This is a genomic window from Pseudarthrobacter sp. AB1, assembly GCF_014926485.1.
In the GTDB taxonomy this organism is placed as follows: Bacteria; Actinomycetota; Actinomycetes; order Actinomycetales; family Micrococcaceae; genus Arthrobacter.
Map to the genome: position 1 here is coordinate 267,083 of NZ_PZKO01000055.1, position 21,958 is coordinate 289,040.

Here is a 21,958-nt window from a genome sequence, read left to right on the forward strand (position 1 = left end):
AGGTGCCAGCTGATGTCACGGTCGGCCGCCTCGAAGAATCCGTCCAAGGTCACCGACATCATCAGGAACGAACCCGCGGTCTGGCTAACCTTTGGGCTGCTCACCATCGGCTGCGGGCCGGTCCCCGTCGTCGCCGGCGTCGGAATCATCCTGCGGGGCGTCGTCAAAGCCGCCGCTCAGCAGCTTCTGCAGGGCATCGTCCACTTCGCTGTCGCTGGCCTCGGCCAGCTTGCGGCGGCCGCTGAAGCCCTGCGGGTCATCGAGGTCCTCGGCGGTGGGGAGCAGGTCCGGGTGCTGCCAGATGGCATCGCGTCCGGCAATACCGCGCTCGTCCTTTAGCGCGGCCCACAACGTGGCCGCCTCGCGCAGGCGGCGGGGACGGAGTTCCAGTCCCACCAGGGAAGAGAACGCGTGCTCCGCCGGACCGCCAGTGGCACGGCGACGCCGGACTGTTTCCCGGAGCGCGCCGGCGGAGGGCAGCAGCTTCTCCGTGGCCGCAGCGGTGAGCTCGTCCACCCAGCCTTCAACGAGGGCAAGGGCGGTTTCCAGTTTTTCAAGCGCCTGCTCCTGTGCGGGGGTCCGCTGCGGCATAAAGACACCCTGGGAGAGTGCTTCCTGGATGCCTTCAGGGTTGCTGGGGTCAAGGTCGCGGGCCAGCTCTTCAATCCTGGAAGTGTCGATGTGGATGCCGCGGGCGTAAGCCTCGATGGCGCCGAGCAGGTGGCCGCGCAGCCAGGGAACCTGGACAAACAGCCGCGTGTGGGCTGCCTCGCGGACGGCGAGGAACAGCCGGATGTCGTTCTCGGGGAGGCTCAGGCCCTCCCCGAACTTGGTCACATTGGCCGGCAGGAGCGCCATTTCCAGGTCGGCCAGGGGAACGCCGATGTCGGTGGAGCTGACAACCTCGGCGGACAGTGCGCCGATGGCCTGCCCGAGCTGCATCCCAAAGATCGCGCCGCCCATGTTCTGCAGCATGGACGAGGCCCCGCCCATCATGGACTTCATCTCTTCGGGCATCTGTTCGGTCATGGCGTTGGAGAGAGCGTTGGCGATGCTGTTGGCGACGGGCTCGGTCAGCCGCTTCCATGTTCCAAGGGTGGCTTCCACCCACTCAGCGCGGGACCACGCACGGCCGATCAGGCCGGTGGCAGGCAGGTCGGTCACGGGATCCAGCCACATTTCGGCCAGTCGCAGGGCCTCGTCGACTTCGCGCGTCTGCTGGGACGTGACAGACGGGTCGGCGCTGCTGGCGGCAACCCGGCGGGCGTTCTCGTGCGCGAGCTGCCAGTTGACCGACCCCTCGGACGGGGCGCTCATCATGGCCTGGATCTGGGAGAACATCTGCGCGAGGAGATTGGGGTCGTTCGGCAGGCCGGCTGCCTTTGCGAGTTCGGCAGGGTCGAAGTTTTCCATGCCCTTGCCGCCCATCAGGTTCTGCAGCATCTCGGTCAACGGATCCTTCGGCGCATCGTCGCCGTTGGACGGATTGAGTGGGTTGGAGGTCATGATCCCGCCGATCGTCGGTGTGACTGTTCACTTCACGGTACCCCGGGCCGGAGCGGCTGTCTGCCGGACAGGCGTCACGTTCGCTGTAGGCAAAGAGCTGGCCGGCGGCGGCACCGCGTACTGTTGATTCAGTGACTACAACCCGCGGCGACCATCCGCATGAGGACCACGCTCCAGAGTTCGACGCCGGCGCCACAACGGGTGCCGCAGCACCCGGAACGGGCGTGGCCGGGATCCCGCCAACCGGGCAATATGCCCCCCGCAGCTCCCCGCCGGGGGACCGGCGCGTGTCCGTGATGATGCTTTCCGGCGTCCTGGCGCTGGGCCTGGGGATCGCGGCCGTCACCGTCCCGGTGCCTTATGTTGTGGAGTCCCCCGGACCCACCTTCAACACAATCGGCCAGAGCCAGGGCAGTCCTGTGATCAGCGTGACGGGCCACGAAACCTATCCCGCCAAGGGAAATCTGGACCTGACCACCGTTTATGTTGACGGCGGCCCCAACGGCCCGGTGAGTGTCCTGGGTGCCTTCGCCGCCTGGCTGGACGGGTCCAAGTCCGTTCACCCTGTGGAGCTGCTTTACCCCAGCGGCACCACAAAGGAGGAAGCTGACGAGCAGAGCTCCGTGGCCATGACGTCGTCGCAGGAGAACGCCGTGGCATCGGCGCTCAGAGAACTGGATATTCCCGTCGGCCAGCAACTCCAGGCGGCAGGTCTCGCCGACGGTTCGCCGTCGGCGGGCATGGTTGAAAACGGCGATATCTTCGAATCGATCAACGGCAAGCCCATCACCTCACTGGCCGTCGTCCAGGAGGAACTTGCCGCCGGTCAGGGCGCGCCGGCCAGCCTGGTGGTACAGCGCGCAGGGGAATCCGTCACTCAGACCATCGTTCCCATGGACAACGGTGCGGGCCGCTATATTCTCGGCGTCAAGCTCAAGTACCTGTTCACTTTTCCATTTGACGTGAAGATTTCCCTGGACAAGGTTGGCGGGCCGAGCGCCGGGATGATGTTTGCGCTGGGCATTATCGACACCGTAACGCCGGGGGACCTGACGGGCGGCAAGCACGTCGCCGGAACGGGGACAATCACCCCCGACGGCGCCGTTGGTCCCATCGGCGGCATCCGGCAGAAGATGCTGGGCGCGCGTGCCGGGGGAGCCACCGTGTTCCTGGCTCCGGCAGAAAACTGCGACGAAGTTGAGGGCCATGTGCCGGAGGGACTGCAAGTGTTCAAAGTGGAGAACATCGCAGAGGCGCGCCGCGCCGTCGAACTCTCCGGATCCGGGCAGGACACGGGCGCTTTGCCGGTCTGCTCCAGCAACTAGACTGAGGCCAGGAACAAAGCTTTACTGCCACTCGTGGCAGATATGACGGACGTTGCCACACGCTTGACCGGTGCCGGACGTCAACCGCACGCACGCTTCTCATGTAAACCTGACAACCAGCTATGAGGTACCGAGTTTGTCCCGTCCTACCAGCCCCATCCCGACCGGAAGGCCCCCCTCGCGACGCGGGGCCCTGACGCCCACGCTGATCGTTGTTGCCATCGCGGTGGTGGGCTTCATCTTCTTCGCCAATGTGTGGACTGACGTCCTGTGGTACCGGCAGCTCGGCTACTTCGAAGTGTTTGTGACCGAAAACCTCTCCCGGATCGGGATCTTCCTGGCCGGCTTCGTGCTCATGTTCCTGGCCGTCTTTTTTGCCATTAGGGTTGCCTACCACGCTCGGCCGGTGTACGCGCCGGACTCTGAGATGCGCGACAACCTGAATCGATACCAAGCCCAGCTTGAACCGGTCCGCCGCGTCGTCATGGTGGGCCTGCCCATCCTGTTTGGACTGTTCGCGGGCAGCGCTGCGGCGAGCCAATGGCAGAAAGTGCTGTTGTTCATCAACCAGGTACCCTTTGATCAGCCGGATCCTGAGTTCGGTCTGGACATCAGTTTTTACCTCATGACGCTTCCGTTCCTGGGCTTCGTCACGGGCTTCCTCATCAGCGTGGTTGTGGTGGCCGGCATCGCCGGAATCCTCACCCACTACCTCTATGGCAGCATCCGGCTGATGGAACGCGGTGTCTTCACCAGCCGCGCGGCGCAGATTCATCTGGCTGTGACAGGTGCCTCCTTCCTGCTCCTGCTCGGTGCAAATTTCTGGCTGGACCGCTATGCAGCCTTGCAGAGCAACGGCGGGCGCTGGGCAGGCGCACTGTACACGGACGTGAACGCAGTGATCCCCACGAAGGCAATTCTCGCCGTCGCGGCGGTCCTGGTGGCCATCCTCTTCATCGTCGCGGCGATTATTGGCCGCTGGCGCCTGCCGGTCATCGGCACTGCAATGCTGATCATCACCTCGATCCTCGCCGGCGGTGTGTACCCGTGGGTCATCCAGCAGTTCCAGGTGCGGCCTTCCGAAGAAACGTACGAAAAAGATTTCATTAAGCGCAACATCGACATGACCCGGGCCGCCTACGGCCTGGACCAGATCCAGGTGGACCGCTATAACGCCACCAACACCGCCACGACCGGTGCGCTGGCCCCGGATGCCCAGACCACAGCCAACATCAGGCTCCTGGACCCTAACCTGATCTCTGATGCTTTTTCGCAGCTGGAGCAGTACCGGCCGTACTATCAGTTCCCGGAGGCGCTGAACGTCGACCGCTACGTGGTCGACGGCAAGATCCAGGACACTGTCATCGCGGTGCGCGAGCTCAACCCGGCGAACGTCGCCACCAACCAGCAGGGCTGGCTCAACCAGCACGTTGTTTACACCCATGGCTATGGAGTTGTAGCGGCCAAGGGAAACAAGTTCACCGTTGATGGCAAGCCGGAGTTCCTCCAATCCGGCATCCCGTCCACCGGTGTCCTTGGTGATGATTCCACCTATGAGCCCCGTATTTACTTCGGCGAGAATTCCCCGGAGTACTCCATTGTCGGCGCGCCGGCGGGAGCGGCCCCCCGCGAGCAGGACAGGCCCTCCGGCGAAGGGGAAACCCAGTACACCTTCGCTGGTAACGCCGGGCCGAACGTAGGCACCTTCTTCAACAAGATTCTCTACTCCATCAAGTTCCAGTCCTCGGACCTGCTGTTGTCTGACGGTGTCAATCCTGAGTCCCAGATCCTGTATGACCGCAGCCCGCGTGACCGCGTGGAAAAGGTTGCGCCCTACCTCACCGTTGACGGCAACGCCTATCCGGCGGTTGTAGACGGCCGCGTGAAGTGGATCGTGGACGGCTACACCACCAGTCAGTACTATCCCTACTCGCGGCCGGAACAGCTTTCCGCTGCGACCGCGGACTCGCAGACCACGTCAGGCCGGACGGTTGCCCTGCCCAACAGCTCGGTGAACTACATCAGAAACTCTGTGAAAGCCACTGTCGATGCCTATGACGGCTCGGTAACCCTCTACGCGTGGGACGACCAGGACCCCATCCTGAAAGCGTGGCAGAAGGTTTTCCCCACATCCCTGAAGCCGTACTCGGAGATGTCCGGGGCCGTCATGAGCCATGTCCGGTACCCTGAGGACCTCTTCAAGGTCCAGCGTGAGCTTTTGGGCCGATACCATGTCACGGATCCGGGCAGCTTCTACCAGGCGAAGGATGTGTGGAGTGTTCCCAACGATCCCACCGTGGATACCGCCGTCAAGCAGCCGCCGTTCTACATGTCGCTGCAGATGCCGGACCAGGACAGTCCGGCCTTCCAGCTGACGTCCTCCTTCATTCCGCAGATCGTGAACGGCACTGCCCGCAACGTGCTGTACGGCTTCCTCGCAGCTGACTCTGACGCCGGCAACGAAAAGGGCGTTAAGGCGGAAAGCTACGGCCAGTTGAGGCTGCTCCAGATTCCACCGGAGATCCAGGTTCCCGGGCCAGGCCAGGCCCAGAACAAGTTCAACTCCGATCCCACGGTGTCCCAGGCTTTGAACCTGCTGAGGCAGGGTGCTTCCGAAGTGCTCAACGGCAACCTGCTGACCCTGCCTGTGGGTGGCGGCATCCTGTACGTCCAGCCGGTTTACCTCAAGTCGACCGGTGAGACGTCCTACCCCACCCTCCAGCGTGTGCTGGTGGCCTTCGGCGACAAAGTCGGTTTTGCTCCGACTCTGGACGGAGCCCTGAAGCAACTCTTCGGCGGCGACTCAGGCGCTGCCGCTGGTGACTCCGACAACACCGGCCAGACCCCCGGTACCCCGGGGACTACACCGCCGGTGAGTGCAGGTGCCCAGGCAGACCTGAAGGCCGCACTGGATGAGGCGAACGCCGCCATAAAGGCGGGCCAGTCAGCCTTGGCGGCCGGCGACTTTGCAGCCTATGGGGAAGAACAGAAGAAACTGGCTGCGGCCCTGCAGAAGGCTATCGACGCCGAAGGCAAGATCCCGGCGCCGGCCCCCGAAGCTACGCCATCGCCGGAGGCGACTACATCGCCGGAGCCCACAACCACGGCGACGCCCTCGCCTGCAGCCAGCAACTAGGCGGTTGACCCAGCGAGACGCACATCACGCCACCAGGATTTGGCCTCCCGTTCACCGAACGGTAGAGTTGATCTTGCGACGCGGGGTGGAGCAGTTCGGTAGCTCGCTGGGCTCATAACCCAGAGGTCACAGGTTCAAATCCTGTCCCCGCAACTGGCGAAAAGTCCGGATTCTGGAAACAGAATCCGGACTTTTTGGTTTAACCGGACCCGTCCCAGGCAGGCAGCCGCGGTGTTGAAGTGACCCTTGGTCGCGATTGGTTTTTACCTACTCCAAAGTACGGTAGTGTTGTTCTTGCGACGCGGGGTGGAGCAGTTCGGTAGCTCGCTGGGCTCATAACCCAGAGGTCACAGGTTCAAATCCTGTCCCCGCAACCATGGAGAAGACCCCGACTGGCATTACGCCGGTCGGGGTCTTCTTTTGCCCGATTACACGTGGTTCCTAGTATTCTCGTTCGCAAAGCCCTTTGAGCACCTGGTCAGTCATTCTCGAGAGGAATGTTGTTCGATGTCCACACCCACGAAGAAGCCCGGCTCCTCGACAGGCAAACGGTCCCGGCTCTACTGGGGTGTCCCTGCCGCTCTCGTAGTGCTGGTGCTGGTGGTGCTGCTGGCGAAGTGGATGACGGGCCTTCCTGCGGTGGCCTCGTTCCTGTCGGACTATCCGGGACATTCGGAACTGCCTGAGGGCGCGCCTGTCGGATTCCCGGCGTGGCTGGCCTGGCAGCACTTCCTGAATGGTTTCCTCCTGCTGCTCATCATCAGGACCGGCTGGCAGGTGCGGACCACCACCCGCCCCACCGGACACTGGACGCGCAACAACAAGGGCCTGATCAAGACCAGGAACGCGCCCACCAAGATCACGTTGGAGCTTTGGTTCCACCTGACTCTGGACGCACTGTGGATTCTCAACGGACTGGTGTTTGCCGTCCTTCTATTCACGACAGGACAATGGACGAGGATCGTCCCCACCAGCTGGGATGTCTTTCCCAACGCGCTGTCCGCAGCCCTGCAGTACGCATCCTTGAACTGGCCCACCGAAAACGGCTGGGTCAACTACAACGCCCTGCAGCTGCTGACCTACTTCCTCACCGTCTTCATCGCTGCGCCGCTTGCCTTCATCTCGGGCATCCGGACGTCCTCCGCCTGGCCCAAGAAGGCTGCCGTGCTGAACAAGGCGTACCCGATCGAGCTGGCGCGGGCCATCCATTTCCCCGTCATGATTTACTTCGTGGCTTTCATCGTTGTGCATGTCTTCCTGGTGTTCGCCACCGGGGCCCTGCGGAACCTGAACCACATGTACGCAGTGTCCGACGGCGACGGCTGGCTCGGCTTCTGGATCTTCCTTGTGTCTGTGGCCGTGATGGTGGCGGCATGGTTCCTCGCCCGGCCCATCTTCCTGCGCCCCATTGCTTCCCTGATGGGCAAAGTCAGCCGCTGATTTCCGGGCCGGTGGGAGCGTCCCGGCCTGGCTGGTCCTCCCGAAGCTTCTGATAGGTCGCCAGAGCACGCTCCCTGGACTCGGGGAGTCCCACCACGGGCGCGGGGTAGCCCTGGGCATCGGGCTGCTTCCACGGTTCATGGATGGCCTTGCGGTCCATCCGGGCGAGTTCCGGAATGAACTCGCGAAGGTACCGGCCCTCGGCGTCGAACTTCTTGCTCTGCGTTACCGGATTGAAGATCCGGAAGTACGGTGACGCGTCGGCACCTGAGCCCGCCACCCACTGCCAGTTAGCGGGGTTGCTCGCCGCATCGGCATCCACCAGCGTGTCCCAGAACCACGCCTCGCCCAGGCGCCAGTCGGCGAGGAGGTTCTTGACGAGGAAGGACGCCGCGGCCATCCGGACCCGGTTATGCATCCAGCCCGTCTGCCACAGCTGCCGCATCCCCGCGTCCACCAGCGGGTAGCCGGTCCGGCCCTGCTGCCAGGCGCCCAGCTCCGCCGCGGTGGGTTGCTGCCATTCGAACCGGTCGAAGTCCGGCCGATAGTTTCGGGTAGCCAGCTGGGGATTGGCATAAAGCAGTTGCCAGCAGAACTCCCGCCAGCCCAGCTCGGACCGGAAGATCCCGACGTCGGGCGTCACCTCCCGGGGGAAGTGGCGGCGGAGCTCATGCCAGACGCGGAACGGGCTGATTTCACCAAAACGGAGGTGGGGGGACAGCCTGGAGGTGCCTTCCACTCCGGGTATGTTGCGCCCGGTGCCGTACTCCTGTGCGGGCCCGTCCAGGAAGTCATCAAGCCTGCTGTGTGCTCCGGCCTCCCCGGGTTCCCAGGTCGCAGCCAGTCCGCCGCTCCAGTCCGGCGACACGGGCAGCAGTGACCACTCCGCCAGTGTGTCGCTGCCAGCCTGGTTCCTGGACCCGGCAGCGGCAGGGGAGGGCAGGCCGGCCGGGGCACCCAGTGGCTCTCGGGGCTCGCCGGAGGCTGTGCAGGCCCGCCAGTAGGGCGTGAACACCTTGTAGGGGCCGCCGCCGCCGGTGGTGATGGTCCACGGCTCGAAGAGCAGGTTGGCCTGGAAGCTGGCGGCATGGATGTTATTTTCTGCCGCCCAGGCCTCGATGGCCGCGTCAAGGGCCCGTTCGGGACCGCCGTAGCGCCGGTTCCACAGCACATGCTGCGCGCCGGTTTCGGCTATGAGGTCCTGGATCACTCGGCGAGCAGGTCCGCGCCGGAGGGTGAGTGCGGAACCGGACTCGGCAAGCGCCGCTGCCAGGGACGTCAGTGAGTGGTGCAGCCACCAGCGGGCCGCGCCTCCCAATGGACGGATTCCGGGGGATTCCTCGTCGAGGATGTAGACCACCGTGAGCGGGAGGCCGAGTTCGACGGCGTGGGACAGGGCAGGGTTATCGTCCAGTCGAAGGTCGTCACGGAGCCAAACGAGTGAGGATGAGACGGTGGAGGCCATGGCCTCCACGCTACACATCCGCGACTGCTGTCGCACGGGCCGTTGCGCTACCGGTGGAGGTGCTGTCCGGGCATAGCAAGGGCCGGGGTTCATGATGAACCCCGGCCCCGGCTGGCCCGCTCAGCGGCCGACGTGGCTGGCTAGAGCTTGTCGAAGTCGGCTTCGTCAACCGTGGAGGCAGATGTGGCGCCGGAAGCGCCGATGGCCGGCTTGGCGCCGCCGGACTTCAGGGCTGCCAGGCGAGCCTCGATTTCCACCTGCTCGCCAAGATCTTCAAGCTGGTTGAACTGGGCGTCCAGACTCGACGCGGCAAGCTCCTGCTGGCCGCGCACCTTGGCCTCTTCGCGGCGGATTTTCTCTTCGAAACGGCCAACTTCGCTGGTGGGATCCATGAAGTCGATGCTCTTGATGGCATCGTGCACCTGGGACTGTGCCGCAGCCGTCTTGGAGCGTGCAACCAGCTCGTTGCGCTTGCTCGTCAGCTCGTTGAGCTTGCCCTTCATCTGGTCCAGGCCTGACTTGAGCTTGTCCACGACCTCGGTCTGCGAAGCGATGCTGGGTTCAGCACCCTTGGCTTCGCTTTCCGCGGACATCTGGCGCTGCAGGGCTACCTTGGCGAGATTATCGAACTTCTCGGCGTCGACGCTGTCACCGGCGCTGCGGTATTCGTCAGCCTTGCGGGACGCGGCGAGGGCCTTGTTGCCCCAGTCCTGGGCGTTCTTGATGTCCTCGCGGTAGTCATCCTGGAGCATACGCAGGTTGCCGATGGTCTGGGCCACTGCGGATTCGGCCTCCGCAATGTTGTTTGTGTAGTCCCGGACCATCTGGTCCAGCATCTTCTGCGGATCCTCAGCGTTGTCCAGCAAAGTGTTGATGTTTGCCTTTGCCAGCTGTGCGATCCGGCCGAAAATGGACTGCTTAACCATGGTGTTACCTTTCGTGCTGCTCAATGGTGGCCACTGAGATCAGTGAACAGTTGTTGTATTAAGTCTCTTCGCCGGCAGGTTCTTTCCTGTCGACGCCTGGCCTTTGGCGGATCAGAAGTCCCCGCCACCGCCCATGTCGCCGCCCCAGCCGCCGCCCATATCGCCGCCGCCGGAATCCCCGCCCCAGCCGCCGCCGTCGCTGTGGCCTCCGCCCCAGCCTCCGCCGCTGCCTCCGTTGAGGATGGAGTTGATGAGGATACCGCCAAGGATGGCACCGCCGAGCCCACCACCGCCTCCGCCGCGCCCGCCGAACATGCCACCGCCGCCGAAGCCCTGGTTGGCGTAGCCGCCAAAGTTGTTTACGTCTGCCTGTGCCAGCTGCGCTGCCTGGGCGGCGAGGGCGTGGGCCTGCTGGGCGTACGTCAGCGCCGTAACGGGATCGTTGCGCGAGATGGACAGCGCGTAGTCAAGGTTGCGCTGGGACTCGGCGAGCCGGGTGCGGGCCTCGGTACCCACGCCGCCACGACGTGCGGTGATGTAGTCGGACGTGGCACTGATCTGCGCCTGCGCCGACATGATGGTCTGCTGCAGCGAAGCCTGCGCACGCCGGGCCTGGTCCTGCTGGTTCCGGATGCCCGTGAGTGACTGATCCAGGGCCTGGTGTGCTGTCTCAACGCGCTGCAGGGTGGCGATGGGATCGATCTTCCCGCCCTGGATTTCGGTCTTGACCTGGCCCAGAGCGGCCTCAACGCCGGCCACCGGGCCGGCCAGTTCGGGGTGTTCGCCGGACTGGATCATGGCCTTCGCCTGCGCGAGGTCCTGGGACGTTTCGACGACGGCCGCCTCCAGACCGTTACGGGCCTCGTCCAGGCTGGTGGACACCTTGGCGATGGCGTCCAGAAGAACGTTGGTCTGGTGCAGGCTTTCTTCGGACGCCCGCACGGCGACCGCGGCGAGGCTGCCCTCGCCCGCGGTGAGCTTTTCCTGCGCCGTGGCCGTGGCATTCTGCACAAAGTCCAGGCGTTCCTTGGCCTGGGTGATGTTGTCAGCGACCTGGACCAGTGCGCTGTCCGCGTATTTGGCGCGCAAAGCCGTCAGTGACTCTTCGGCGCTGGCGATCTTGGCCTCGGCTTCGTGGGCTCCGGCGCTGATGGCTGCCAGTGCCTGCGGGGCGTTCTTCTCGAGCTCGCGGAGTGAGTCAAAGTCGGCCTTTTGCTCCTGGAGCGAGCCGAGCGCTGCCTCTGATCGGCGGATGATTTCGCCGAGCCAGCTGCGCTGCTGTTCTTCCGTGTCCGGGATGTGGTCGTCAAGTTGCTGCTGCAGCTTGAAGGATTCGGACATGTGGGCTTTGGCTTCGGCCAGGGCCTTGGTGAAGTTGCCCACGGCGGCATCGCCGTATTGGGCCTCCGCGAATCCGAGTTCCTGTTCGCTGGACTTGATGGCGTCATCGGCCTCGATGATCAGCGAGCCGCCCTTGCGTCGGAGCTCGTTGATGCTGAGCGAAGCCAGCGGATCGAGTTCGGCGCCTTGGGGGCCGTAACTGGCGCTGGACGCCTGGGCCGCCTTCTTCCGTTTGTTTCGGAAGTAGAGGTAGGCGCCGGCTCCACCGGCAACTGCAAGGCCGGTTCCTACGAGGACGCCAGACCCGGCGCCGTCTCCCGAGGGGAGGTTGCCGCTCCCACCACTCGCTGCATCGCCGATGGCGAGCGTTGCGTCAATCGCTGCTTGGGCGTAGTTGTCGTTCGCCAGTTGGGGCCCAATGGCGCTGCTCTTAATGTTCTCGATTTGGGTCGCGGTGAGCTTGCTGTTGGTTGGCTTCGCGAGGTTGTACTGCCGTGTGTCGGTGGCGATGGCGAACACGAGTGCATTCGGGCCCAGCGACGCCTTCTTGGCAACTTCGTCGGTCCATTGGAAGCGATCGGTCGGGTTTTCGAATTTCTTAACGATGACGACGTGCAGGACGGTGGCGTTGTCGGTCCCCAGCTTCTTGATTGCTTCCTGTACATCAGCCTTCTTCGAACCCAGGACGCCCGAGGGATCCACGATCTTCGTCGCCGGGTCCAGAGTCACCGGGTCTTCAGCCCAGGCCGCGCCGGCAGGAACCGCGAGCAGCCCGGTAAGGCCGATCACGGCGAGGATACGTTTGAACTTTGACCGCATGTGCAACCCTTCAGCACGACTGACGCCGATTCGGGACGAATGAGCGTCTCAGAATGCAGCAGCGCCCCCACGCGTGGTGTAAAGCCGCAGGTCGCTGTGGCATTTCCTTTTGATTCTATGGTGCACCTCCTGGTGCGTCCACAGCGGCGAATATGCCACCAGCGAAACCCCCGGAAGAGCCGGTTGGCAGCGGAATTCGGCCTCCCAGCAACCTCCCAGCCAACGTTCGCCCCAGTTCCAGCCAGACGGTACATAGTTAATGCAGACGAGGATGAAAGGAAGTCCAATGACTGAGAACCCAACCCAGGGTGCAGCGCCGGAGAATCGCAACCCGGATGAGAACCGGAATGCGGACCAGAGCCCTGCGGAGGTCCGCAGTGACGCTGCCGGTCAGGCTAATCCGACCGAACAGCTGGACCGATCCGGGGCACCAGAGAACCCCACCCAGTCGCTGCCGGGTGCGCCCCGTCCGGTTTATCCTCCCCGCGGGCCCTTCTACGGCCAGCAGACACCAGACCAGCAGCTGCCCGGACACCAGTACGCCCAGCATGGAGCACATTCGGCGGCGCCCGGCGGCTCTGCGGGCCAGCACAACCCAGGCCAGCACAACCCAGGCCACAACGGTCCGGGCCCGTACAACGCAGTCCCATATAACGCGGGCCAGTACAACGCTGCCCCGAACCCGGCCGACGCGCCCCGCCGAAAAGCCACGTTCGGCGTCGGCACCCTGGTGGCAAGCATCCTGGCCGCCGGCCTCGTGGGTGGCGGCGTAGCCACAGTGGGTTCAGGCAACCTCTTCAACAGCGGATCCTCGTCGGCGGCGAGCAGCAGCAGCCAGCCTGACACCGTCATCGTGAACAACAGGGACGACGTCAACGCCATCACGGCAGCAGCGCTGAAGGCTTCCCCCAGCGTGGTGACCATCAGCGCCACCAGTGGCAGTTCCGGCGGCACAGGCTCGGGCATTATCCTGGACGACAACGGGCACATCCTCACCAACACGCACGTGGTGACCCTGGATGGCCAGAGCGCCGACGCGGCCCTGGAGGTCCGCACCAGCACAGGCAGGGTCCTCAAGGCCACGCTCGTGGGCACCGACCCGCTGTCTGACCTGGCGGTCATCATGGTGGATAACGCGTCCGGCCTCACCCCTGCGACCCTCGGAGATTCCGGCAAGCTCAATGTGGGTGACACGGCCATCGCCATCGGCTCCCCGCTTGGCCTGACCGGCACCGTTACCGACGGTATCGTCTCAACGCTGAACCGGACCATCAGCGTTGCCTCGTCGGCGGCACCCAAGAACGGTGACAGCAGCTCGCAGGGCGGCGACCAGGGCTTCCAGTTCGCGCCTCCAGGTGGCGGGCAGGGCCAAAGCACCGCGAACCAGGGTTCCATCTCCATCAACGTGATCCAGACGGATGCAGCCATCAACCCCGGCAACTCCGGTGGTGCCCTGGTCAACACCAAGGGTGAAATCATCGGCGTTAACGTGGCCATCGCGTCCGCTGGCTCCGATTCCGCGTCGAGCGGCAACATCGGTGTCGGCTTCAGCATCCCCATCAACAACGCCAAGCGGGTGGCGCAGGAGATCATCGACACCGGCAAGGCATCCCACGGCCAACTGGGTGTCAGCGTTCGGGACAAGTCATCCAGCGGGACCACGTCAGGGTTCTCCGTCGGCGCTGACGTGGCCACAGTCGAGGCAAACTCAGCCGCCGCCAAGGCCGGCATCAAGGTGGGCGACGTGGTGACCAAGTTCAACGATCTGGTCATCAGCGAGCCCAACCAGCTGACCGCGGCCGTCCGCGAGCAGGCAGGCGGCTCCACCGTTAAGCTGACGGTCCTGCGCAACGGCCAGGAACAGACGTTCGACGTCACGCTTGGCACCGCAGCGGACCAGTAGGGACTGAGCAGAAGGACGCACGGCCAACCATCAACACCGGACGACGGCGGGGCTCACCAAGGTGATCGCCGCCGTCGTCGTTCGTGTTCCCCTGAGGCGGCCTGCCTGGCCGTGACACAGGCGTTAACGGGACGGCAGCAGGGGACGGCTATATGGTTAGCTAGGTTCTACCCGTACCCCGGGCGTTCCGAGGCCATGACCCCATCCGGCTGGCTGTCCACAAGCATGGAAGGCTGCTGTAAATACAGTGGAAGAGACATTGAAGATCATCGTCCTGGTCAAGCATGTACCGGACGCACAGTTCGACCGACACCTCACCGGCGAGGGCTACACCACGGACCGTGACGAAAGCATCCTTTCCGAGCTGGACGAATACGCCCTCGAGGCGGCCTTGCAGCTCGCTGAGGCCCGCGGTGGCGCCAAAGCAGGCAACCACGTCATTGCGCTGAGCATGGGCGCGTCCGGTGCGGTGAACGCGGTGAAGAAGGCACTCCAGATGGGCGCCACCGAAGGAGTGCACCTCACCGACAGTGGGCTGGCCGGTTCAGATGCCGCCGCCACGTCGCTGGCGCTCGCGGCCGCCATCCGCCACCTCGGCACCGGCGCCCCGGTGGACCTTGTCCTCACGGGTATGGCATCCACCGACGGCGAAACGTCCCTGGTGCCGGCCCAGCTCGCCGAGCGCCTCGGCCTGCCTCAGGTCACCTTCGCGTCCTCGCTGACGGTCGACGGCGGGCGCATCACCGCACGCCGCGACGCTGACACCTACTCGGAGACCGTCGAAGCTTCGCTGCCTGCGGTGGTCTCCGTGACGGACCAGATCAACGAGCCGCGCTACCCCAATTTCAAGGGCATCATCGCGGCCAAGCGCAAGAGCATCACCACCCTGTCGCTGGCCGACATCGGAGTTGATCCCACGCACGTGGGCCACGCCGGATCCTGGACCACGGTCACAGCTGCCGAGGAACGCCCGCCGCGCACGGCTGGAACCATCATCACCGACGAAGGCGACGCCGGAGTCAGGCTCGTCGACTTCCTGGCCGCCCAGAAGCTGCTCTAAGAGGGATCACAGACATGGCAAACGTACTCGTATTCATTGATAACCCCGGCAACGTTCTGAAGAAGAGCACCCTCGAACTGCTTACCCTGGGACGCTCCCTCGGCGAGACCGCTGTGGCCCTGAACGGCGAACTGCATCAAGGTGTTTCGGCCACGCTCGCCGAATACGGCGTCAGCGCCGTTTTCCGGCCCTCCGCCCAGGACCTGGATGACTACCTCGTCTCGGCGAAGGCAGCCTATCTCGGTGCTGCCGCCAGCGCCGCCGGTGCGGGCACGGTCCTCCTGGACAACTCGCCCGAAGGCAAAGAGATCGCGGCGCGGCTCGGCATCCGGCTCAACGCCGGCGTCATCACTGACGTTGTGGCGGTTGACAGCGATGGTACGGCGCACAAGTCAGTCCTCGCGGGTTCCTACACCACCGCTGCCAGGACCACCACGGCGGTTTCCGTCCTCACGGTGAAGGCCAACAACGTCACGCCCGAGCCGGCGTCCGTGGCCTCCGCTCCGGAGACGTCCACCATCGACGTGCCGGCGGATGCCACCACCACGGCGGCCCGCATCACCGCCCGCGAGCAGAAGGTGGCCAGCGGCCGCCCTGATCTTTCGGACGCCCGCATCGTGGTGGCCGGCGGACGCGGAGTGGACGGCGACTTCGGCCCCGTGGAGCAGTTGGCGGACGCCCTCGGTGCTGCTGTCGGCGCCTCCCGTGCAGCCACGGACGCCGGCTGGATCAGCCATGACGCCCAGGTGGGCCAGACCGGCAGGACCGTGTCGCCCCAGCTGTACATCTCCGCCGGTATTTCCGGAGCCATCCAGCAGAAAGCCGGGATGCAAACAGCCAAAATTATCGTGGCCGTAAACAAGGATGCCGAGTCGCCGATCTTCGAAATCGCCGATTTTGGCATCATCGGGGACCTCTTCGACGTCCTTCCGCAGGCCACCGAAGAAATCAAGAAACGAAAAGGCTGACCCTTGGCCCACTCCGCTGCCTCAGCACAGAGCCCGTTCAATCCGGACATCCACCGGGTTGGGCGGGTGCTCTGTTTCGCCGCCCACCCGGACGACATCGACTTCGGTGCGGCCGGCACCATCGCTGCCTGGACGGCCGCGGGGATCCAGGTCAGCTACTGCATCATGACCGACGGCGATGCGGGCGGCTTCGACCCGGCGCACCGGGTGGAGATCATCGCGCTGCGTGCGGCCGAGCAGCGCCGGGCCGCCGAACTCGTGGGTGTGACCGACATCCACTACCTCCATGAGCGCGACGGCTACCTGGAACCGACGCATGAGGTGATGAAGGGTGTGGTCAGGCTGATCCGGGAAATCCGTCCCGACGTCGTGCTTTCCATGCATCCGGAACGGAACTGGAACCGTCTGCAGAAGAGCCACCCGGACCACCTCGCTGTGGGGGAGGCGGTGACCCGGGCCGTCTATCCTGCAGTGGAAAACCCCTTCGCCTATCCGGAGCTGGCTGAGGCCGGCCTTGAGGCGTATAAGCTGCCGTGGTTGTGGCTCTACGCCGGGCCGGAGGAGCGCGAGAACCATGTTGTGGACGTCACTGACCATGTGGACGCCAAGCTGGAGGCCATCCACGTGCACGTGAGCCAGCATCCCGACGTCGCGGCCATGGAATCAGCGGTGCGGAACGGCATGCACGCGATTGCCCGGCGTGCGGGCTTCGCCGAGGGCCGCAGCGCCGAAGCCTTCCACGTGATCGCCGTCAACGGCCCGGGGACGATCGCCGGGTTCTAGGATTTCCGGTGGTGGGGCGGTTGGCCTGTGTCGCAGCAGCCCCTGAGTTTTTGTCCAGATAACGTGCCCTAAAAGCCGCCTGAGGCACATTATCTGGACAAAAACTCGAAGGGGTCAGTCAGGCGCCCAGAGGTGCGGCAGCGACAGTGGGGAACGTCGGGGTGGCCGAGCCGCCCACAGGCTCCACGGTGATGCCGAGCGCTGCAGCGGACGCAATGCCCTTCACCACGGCAGGCTTCGACAGGGCAGCTTCGTCCATCAGGCCCTGGGAAACCGGTGCCGAGCCGTCCTTCGGGATCAGCCACATCTGGTAGACCTTGCCGGCCGGCGGCGCGGGTACACCGTTCATCTTGACCACCACGGCATCCTCGGATGAAGAAATCAGCACGGTGGCAGTGCCGCCGGCGGAGACGGGTACGGATGCTTCGCGGACGTCGCCGGCCCGGACCACCTGGTTCAGGGGGTCGTTCTGGTCTGCTATGTACGCACCCACTCCCACGCCACCGAGGGCGATCACGGCAGCGGCTGCCACAGCGGTTAGCCAGCGGCGGGCGCCGGCAGGCCGGCGTCGTTCTTCCCGGCGGACCCGGGCCGCAGCGAGCTCATCCGAGACATCTGCCGGCGACTGTATTGCGGGCGTGGCCGTGGCGGCATGGGCCGCTGTGACTGCGGAGGGCCCATCCGCAGGCAGCTGCGCGAGGGACGGCAACTGCGACACGATGCGGGCGAAAAGGTCAGCGGGAGGCTCGGCCTCAGCCGTGAAGGACGTCGCGAGGGTCTCCCGGGCCTGACGGACACGCTCAAGGAAAGCGCTGCGCTCGGCGTCGGGCGCGGCGGAGATGTAGCGCTCGATGGCGGCGCGTTCGGTATCGCTGATCGCGTCCAGGGCATACAGCTCGGCGAGATCCACGGCCCGCCCGGATTCGAGATCAGCAGCGATCTCAGTTCCGAAAGAGCCGGGACGGCCGGGGCCTCCCTGACTATTGATTTCTGTCATCTCAACTCACCCCCAGACAGGTCTTCAAGCGGATCAGTCCGTCGCGGATGCGGGACTTGATGGTGGGTACTGCTGCGTTTAGCTTTTCCGCGACTTCGCGGTAGGTGAGGCCGCCGTAGTAGGCAAGCCGCACGGATTCCTGTTGTGTATCGGTCAGCGTTTCCAGGCACCGGACCACCGCCTCGGCCTCGAGCCTGCTGTCCACCTCGGCGGAGACGGAGTCGTGGTCCACGTCCTGGCTGCTGGCACCGTACTTGGCCTCACGGTCGGTGGCGGACTGCGAGGAACGGACCTTGTCCACGGCCCGGCGGTGCGAAATGGTCATCAGCCAGGAGAGCGGACTGCCTGCTTCCGGGTTGAACTTCGCGGCGTTTTGCCATACCTGGAGGAAAACCTCCTGCGTGCTGTCTTCGCTGAGTTCGGGATCGATGAGTACTCGCCGGGCCATGCCGAAAACCCGGCGGGATGTCAACTGGTAGAACTCGGCAAAAGCGGCCTGGTCGCCGCCGGCTATGCGTGCCAGCAGCCCGGCCAAGCGGTTGCTGAGATCCGCCGGTGAGTCTGTTACTGCGGCCGGGGCCTCGTAGTTTGGCGCGTTCGGAGTTTCCATCACTACCCAGCATAGGTCGCCCGGCGGCAAAACCTGAGCATCCCGGCCGGTGCTGCCCCTGGGAAAGGGGAAAGCCGGCGGCTTAGCCCGCCTCGTCTCCAACAGTGTCACCTGCCTATCCTTCCTCCTCGCCCCGGAATTGCTGTCATGAGTAATTCGGTGCGGGCGGCCCGGGGGATGGGCCGAGGGCGCTCAAATCTGGGCGCCGGAAAATCCCTGTTGCCGCCAGGCCTCGTAGACCGCAATGGACGCCGCATTTGCCAGGTTCAGGGAACGCAGGGACGGCAGCATGGGGAGCCGCACGGTGGCCGTGACATGTGGATCGCTCTTGAGGTTTTCAGGCAGGCCTACTGATTCCTGGCCGAACATCAGCACATCGCCTGGACAGTAGGCGATGTCCGCATAGCTGGCGGTGCCGTCCGAGGTGAAGGCGTACACACGGTCCGGCTGCAGTTCGCGCCAGGCGTCCTCGATGTTTTTGTGGACGGTGACGACGGCGAGGTCATGGTAGTCCAGTCCGGCGCGGCGTAGCTTGGCGTCCGAGAAATCAAAGCCGAGGGGTTCCACCAGGTGCAGTTGGGCGCCGGTAATGGCTGCCAGCCTTATTGCGTTGCCGGTGTTGCCGGGGATTTCGGGGGCATGGAAGAGGATTCGGAACACGGTCCAATCCTAGTCTCAGTGCATCCCGCGAAGCAGCCTGGCGAGCACGGACACATTGACTGTGTTGGGCGTGGGGCCGGAGGAGAGAAATTGTTTGAGGCCGCGGACCAGGCCTGCTGCGTTGACCACCTGAATGGCTTCGGAGGTGCTGGCTGTTCGCCGGTGGCGGTCGATGACGGGTTCGTGGAGGTTGCCGTCGGCGCTGTGGATGACTGTCCAGCCCGTGACGTTCAGCTCCGGGAAGATGTCCTGCATGGCCCGGACAACATGGGCAAGCTGCGGCGGCGCGATGGAGCGTCCGCCGTGCTTCAGCGTCAGCCCGTCCCAGGCATAGGCCCCCTTTGGCAGCAGCATGGACCCGATCAGCGCCAGCCGGTAGCCGGACAGGAGCGCGTGGTCGATGTGGCTGTTGTCGGCCGGGGACTGCAGGCCGTTCACCAGCCGGGCCGCAGGGACCGCGGGCAGGACCTGGCGGGTGATGAGCTGCACGGTGCGCAGTTCGCGCTGGATTCTGGCCTCAGCGCCAAAAATGCCCCGTTTCCGTGGCGTCCCGTGTACCTGCCGGCTGGCCTGGGCGAACGGGATCAGCGGCACCGTGCCGGACGCCTCGAAAGCCGCAGCATCGTAGGGCGGGACGTACACGGGCGGGTCACCCGCTGTATTGCGGGGCGTGGTGGTCCTGTGCACGGTGGCCGAGGCATGGCTGCCCGCCGCCGGCGCATCAAAGTGCGCTTCCGCGGCGCCTGCGCCGGCAGCATTGCCGGCCGTGCCCGCGGCATAGGAGCGGTCGTAGGCCTTCCGGCGCGTGGGGTCCATCAGGGTTTCGTAGGCTGCCGTCACCTGCCGGAAGGCTGCGGCATCCCCGCCATGGTCCGGATGGGCCTTTCGCGCGGCCCGACGGTAGGCCACTTTGATCTCCTTGTCGGTGGCCGTCACAGCCACTCGGAGCACCTCGTAGTGGGAGCTGCTGCTCTCGGTCAAACACTCATCCTCTTCTTCGTCTGGCCAGTCCGCCGCGGGCAGCCCGGTTCGCCCCAGTTTACGGCCTGCCCACACAACGTCTGCGCAGGCCTCAGTGGTTCCCTCGGCCGGCGTCTAGACTCTTTGAGGATGACGGCAGGCTGGCCGTCCGGCGAACATATTGGGGTGGGCGTGAAGGCACAAGCAGCGGCTGTACTCGTGGCGGGGGCGCTGCTTGGCGTGACAGCCCTGGGAGGCTGCAGTGTTGGCGTGCCCGATCCGGCCGCCCCGAAAGTGCTGGCAACTGTTACCGCCCTGGCCACCCCCACCATTACTCCAGGCCATGACGCAGAAGCAGTTGCGGCCAAGGACATGCCGTTCTCCGCCGGCGGTTCACTGGCCGCCGGGGTTCCCGTGGGCATCTCCGACGGAATGAAGGCGGCGCCCGGCTGGCAGCAGGTTAAGGAGAATGTGGCCGGCGAGAGCCAGTATCTGAAGGCCGATGGCTGTCTGGTGGCGGCCAAGGTCCGCACCAACCAGGTGCCGCTGGCGCGCCAGGACGATAAGGAGTCAACCATTGGCCTCTTCACGTACCTTGATCCGAGCATCCTGCCCGGTTACCTGAAGACCCAGTCGCTCCGGTGGGGCGGTGAGGTTGGCAAGCCGGGGCCAGCGGCCGAGGTGCTGGTGCTGGAGACGCCCGGCCAGCCAGGCGTCAGGTCGACGGCGGTGATGGCGAGGGTGTTCGGTGCCGCCGCATCGTCGGTCTACATTTCCGTGGCCTGCCCGGACGACGCCACACTGGCAGCCGCCCGGGCCGACGTCGCAGAACGCCTCCTTTTGGTGCCGCCGTCGAATTAGCCGTGCCGGTTACTTGCCGTGCCTGCGCCAGGACCCGGGGGACAGGCGGTTCAGGGCGAGCGCGCCCACGAGCAGGCCGAAGTCCCTCAATGCAACGTCGTAGAAGCTGCCCAGGACCAGCAGGTTGATGATGATGCCCAGCAGCCAGACGGCAACCAGCAGGGAGCCGAACCGGGGATGGACTGCCACCGCGATACCGGCGATGATCTCCACGACACCGACGATGTACATAAAGGTCTGCGCCGACACCGGCACCACGGCGGTGGCAACCGGCGCGAGGTAGATGGTCCAGTCGGTCAGGATGTTGGTGAACTTGTCCAGACCGAAGAGAATCGGTGCGATGGTGAAGACGGTGCGCAGCAGGAAGAACGCCTGCCTGTCGGGTGACATCGCCTGAAGCCGACCGCCTGCGTTGATTTTCGCGTTGGTTGTCATGGTGGACTCCTTCTAAAAGTAGGTATCATTATTTTAGAAACATGGGCTTGATTAAGCAATGGATGTTGTTTTTAGACTGAGGGGCACAGCGTGCGCAGACTTCCGTGGGGCCGCCGCATGGCGGCCGTCGCATCATTGGGCGACGAGAAGCGCCGGCAGCTTTTTGAGCTGATCGCCGCCTCGGATGCCGCAGTCGGGCGCGATGACGCAGCGCTGGCCCTTGGGCTGCCGAGGAGCACGGCAGCCTTCCACCTCGACAGGCTGGTCCAGGACGGACTGCTGGCAGTGGAATTCCACAAGGCTGCGGGGAAGTCTGGTCCCGGCTCCGGACGGCCGGCGAAAATGTACCGGCAGGCAACGGGCGAGGTGGGTGCCTCCGTGCCTGACCGCAATTATGATCTCGCCGCTGAGCTGTTGGTCGCGGCGATCGAGCATTCCACAGCGACCGGCGGCCCGGTGGGCGGTTCCCTGCTGGCCGCGTCGTTCGGCAAGGGTCAGGCAATGGCCTCCGGCGCAGCCAGCCTGGCGGACTTCCTTGAAGGGGAAGGCTACGGGCCGCGGGCTGACGGTGCGGGTGGTTTCGTCCTGGTGAACTGCCCGTTCCATCGGCTGGCGGACGGGCACCCGGACGTGGTCTGCGCCATGAACGGGTCGTTTCTGCAAGGAGCGGCAGCAGCGTGTGGGGAGCCGGAGGAGCGGGTGGCGCCCAACAGTGAGCCGGGCCAGTGCTGTGCCAGAATCACCCCGCCCTGACGCCTGATCG

General features: G+C 64.8%; 18 protein-coding genes and 2 tRNA genes. 11 read left to right on the forward strand and 9 right to left on the reverse strand.

Translation table 11 applies throughout. From position 1 onward, the window contains the following. Nucleotides 1-84 precede the first annotated feature (84 nt). Entirely contained in the window at nt 85-1,506 is a 1,422-nt protein-coding gene (locus DAD99_RS15005; protein WP_193342152.1) for a zinc-dependent metalloprotease, read from the reverse strand. A gap of 131 nt (nt 1,507-1,637) precedes the next feature. Here DAD99_RS15005 and DAD99_RS15010 point away from each other — a divergent pair, with 131 nt between their 5' ends. From DAD99_RS15010 to DAD99_RS15030, 5 genes are all read left to right on the forward strand, one after another. Then, complete coding sequence (locus tag DAD99_RS15010) at nt 1,638-2,831, forward strand: S16 family serine protease (protein WP_309233294.1); 1,194 nt, start codon at nt 1,638-1,640, stop codon at nt 2,829-2,831. Nucleotides 2,832-2,967: 136 nt separating this feature from the next. Further along, entirely contained in the window at nt 2,968-5,967 is a 3,000-nt protein-coding gene (locus DAD99_RS15015; RefSeq protein ID WP_193342153.1) for a UPF0182 family protein, read from the forward strand. Nucleotides 5,968-6,046: 79 nt separating this feature from the next. Beyond that, a tRNA-Met gene (locus DAD99_RS15020) sits at nt 6,047-6,120 on the forward strand. A gap of 147 nt (nt 6,121-6,267) precedes the next feature. Then, a tRNA-Met gene (locus tag DAD99_RS15025) sits at nt 6,268-6,344 on the forward strand. A 130-nt stretch (nt 6,345-6,474) separates the two neighbouring features. Further along, nucleotides 6,475-7,407 carry a cytochrome b/b6 domain-containing protein gene (locus tag DAD99_RS15030; RefSeq protein ID WP_193342154.1) on the forward strand — a complete coding sequence of 311 codons (933 nt, stop codon included), beginning with the start codon at nt 6,475-6,477 and terminating at the stop codon, nt 7,405-7,407. Here DAD99_RS15030 and DAD99_RS15035 read toward each other — a convergent pair. The 3 genes from DAD99_RS15035 to DAD99_RS15045 form a co-directional block, all read right to left on the reverse strand. Continuing rightward, the gene (locus DAD99_RS15035; protein WP_193342155.1) at nt 7,397-8,872 is read right to left on the reverse strand and encodes a deoxyribodipyrimidine photo-lyase; all 1,476 of its coding nucleotides are present in this window, start codon (nt 8,870-8,872) and stop codon (nt 7,397-7,399) included. The genes DAD99_RS15030 and DAD99_RS15035 overlap by 11 nt on opposite strands. A 140-nt stretch (nt 8,873-9,012) precedes the next feature. Then, entirely contained in the window at nt 9,013-9,798 is a 786-nt protein-coding gene (locus tag DAD99_RS15040) for a PspA/IM30 family protein (protein WP_193342156.1), read from the reverse strand. Nucleotides 9,799-9,909: 111 nt separating this feature from the next. Then, nucleotides 9,910-11,958: a TPM domain-containing protein gene (locus tag DAD99_RS15045; protein ID WP_193342157.1), complete on the reverse strand. Its 2,049-nt coding sequence runs from the start codon at nt 11,956-11,958 to the stop codon at nt 9,910-9,912. Between the two features lie 286 nt (nt 11,959-12,244). On the opposite strand from DAD99_RS15045, the gene DAD99_RS15050 reads away from it, so the two are divergent. From DAD99_RS15050 to DAD99_RS15065, 4 genes are all read left to right on the forward strand, one after another. Continuing rightward, nucleotides 12,245-13,861 (forward strand): trypsin-like peptidase domain-containing protein, encoded by a 1,617-nt coding sequence (locus DAD99_RS15050; RefSeq protein ID WP_193342158.1) that lies wholly within the window; start codon nt 12,245-12,247, stop codon nt 13,859-13,861. 259 nt (nt 13,862-14,120) lie between these two features. Continuing rightward, the gene (locus DAD99_RS15055) at nt 14,121-14,921 is read left to right on the forward strand and encodes an electron transfer flavoprotein subunit beta/FixA family protein (RefSeq protein ID WP_185263796.1); all 801 of its coding nucleotides are present in this window, start codon (nt 14,121-14,123) and stop codon (nt 14,919-14,921) included. A 14-nt stretch (nt 14,922-14,935) separates the two neighbouring features. Then, complete coding sequence (locus DAD99_RS15060; protein WP_193342159.1) at nt 14,936-15,889, forward strand: electron transfer flavoprotein subunit alpha/FixB family protein; 954 nt, start codon at nt 14,936-14,938, stop codon at nt 15,887-15,889. Between the two features lie 3 nt (nt 15,890-15,892). After that, a complete protein-coding gene (locus DAD99_RS15065; RefSeq protein WP_193342160.1) occupies nt 15,893-16,672 on the forward strand; it encodes a PIG-L deacetylase family protein in 780 nt (259 codons plus the stop codon). Nucleotides 16,673-16,790: 118 nt separating this feature from the next. Here the strand turns inward: DAD99_RS15065 and DAD99_RS15070 are convergent, their stop codons facing one another. The 4 genes from DAD99_RS15070 to DAD99_RS15085 all read right to left on the reverse strand — a co-directional run bounded on the left by DAD99_RS15070 (nt 16,791) and on the right by DAD99_RS15085 (nt 19,920). Further along, nucleotides 16,791-17,669, reverse strand: coding sequence for an anti-sigma factor domain-containing protein (locus tag DAD99_RS15070; RefSeq protein ID WP_193342161.1), 879 nt, complete (start codon nt 17,667-17,669; stop codon nt 16,791-16,793). Between the two features lies 1 nt (nt 17,670). Next, nucleotides 17,671-18,279, reverse strand: a complete 609-nt coding sequence (sigK, locus tag DAD99_RS15075; RefSeq protein WP_193342162.1) for an ECF RNA polymerase sigma factor SigK — start codon at nt 18,277-18,279, stop codon at nt 17,671-17,673. Nucleotides 18,280-18,471: 192 nt separating this feature from the next. Further along, the gene (locus DAD99_RS15080) at nt 18,472-18,939 is read right to left on the reverse strand and encodes a tRNA (cytidine(34)-2'-O)-methyltransferase (protein ID WP_193342163.1); all 468 of its coding nucleotides are present in this window, start codon (nt 18,937-18,939) and stop codon (nt 18,472-18,474) included. A gap of 15 nt (nt 18,940-18,954) precedes the next feature. After that, on the reverse strand, nt 18,955-19,920 hold the full coding sequence (locus DAD99_RS15085; protein ID WP_193342164.1) for a J domain-containing protein: 966 nt from the start codon (nt 19,918-19,920) through the stop codon (nt 18,955-18,957). 129 nt (nt 19,921-20,049) lie between these two features. On the opposite strand from DAD99_RS15085, the gene DAD99_RS15090 reads away from it, so the two are divergent. Further along, nucleotides 20,050-20,760 (forward strand): hypothetical protein, encoded by a 711-nt coding sequence (locus tag DAD99_RS15090; protein WP_309233297.1) that lies wholly within the window; start codon nt 20,050-20,052, stop codon nt 20,758-20,760. Between the two features lie 9 nt (nt 20,761-20,769). On the opposite strand, the gene DAD99_RS15095 is transcribed toward DAD99_RS15090, so the two are convergent. After that, nucleotides 20,770-21,195, reverse strand: a complete 426-nt coding sequence (locus DAD99_RS15095) for a hypothetical protein (RefSeq protein WP_193342165.1) — start codon at nt 21,193-21,195, stop codon at nt 20,770-20,772. A 90-nt stretch (nt 21,196-21,285) separates the two neighbouring features. Here DAD99_RS15095 and DAD99_RS15100 point away from each other — a divergent pair, with 90 nt between their 5' ends. Continuing rightward, a complete protein-coding gene (locus DAD99_RS15100; protein ID WP_193342166.1) occupies nt 21,286-21,948 on the forward strand; it encodes a metalloregulator ArsR/SmtB family transcription factor in 663 nt (220 codons plus the stop codon). Nucleotides 21,949-21,958 lie beyond the last annotated feature (10 nt).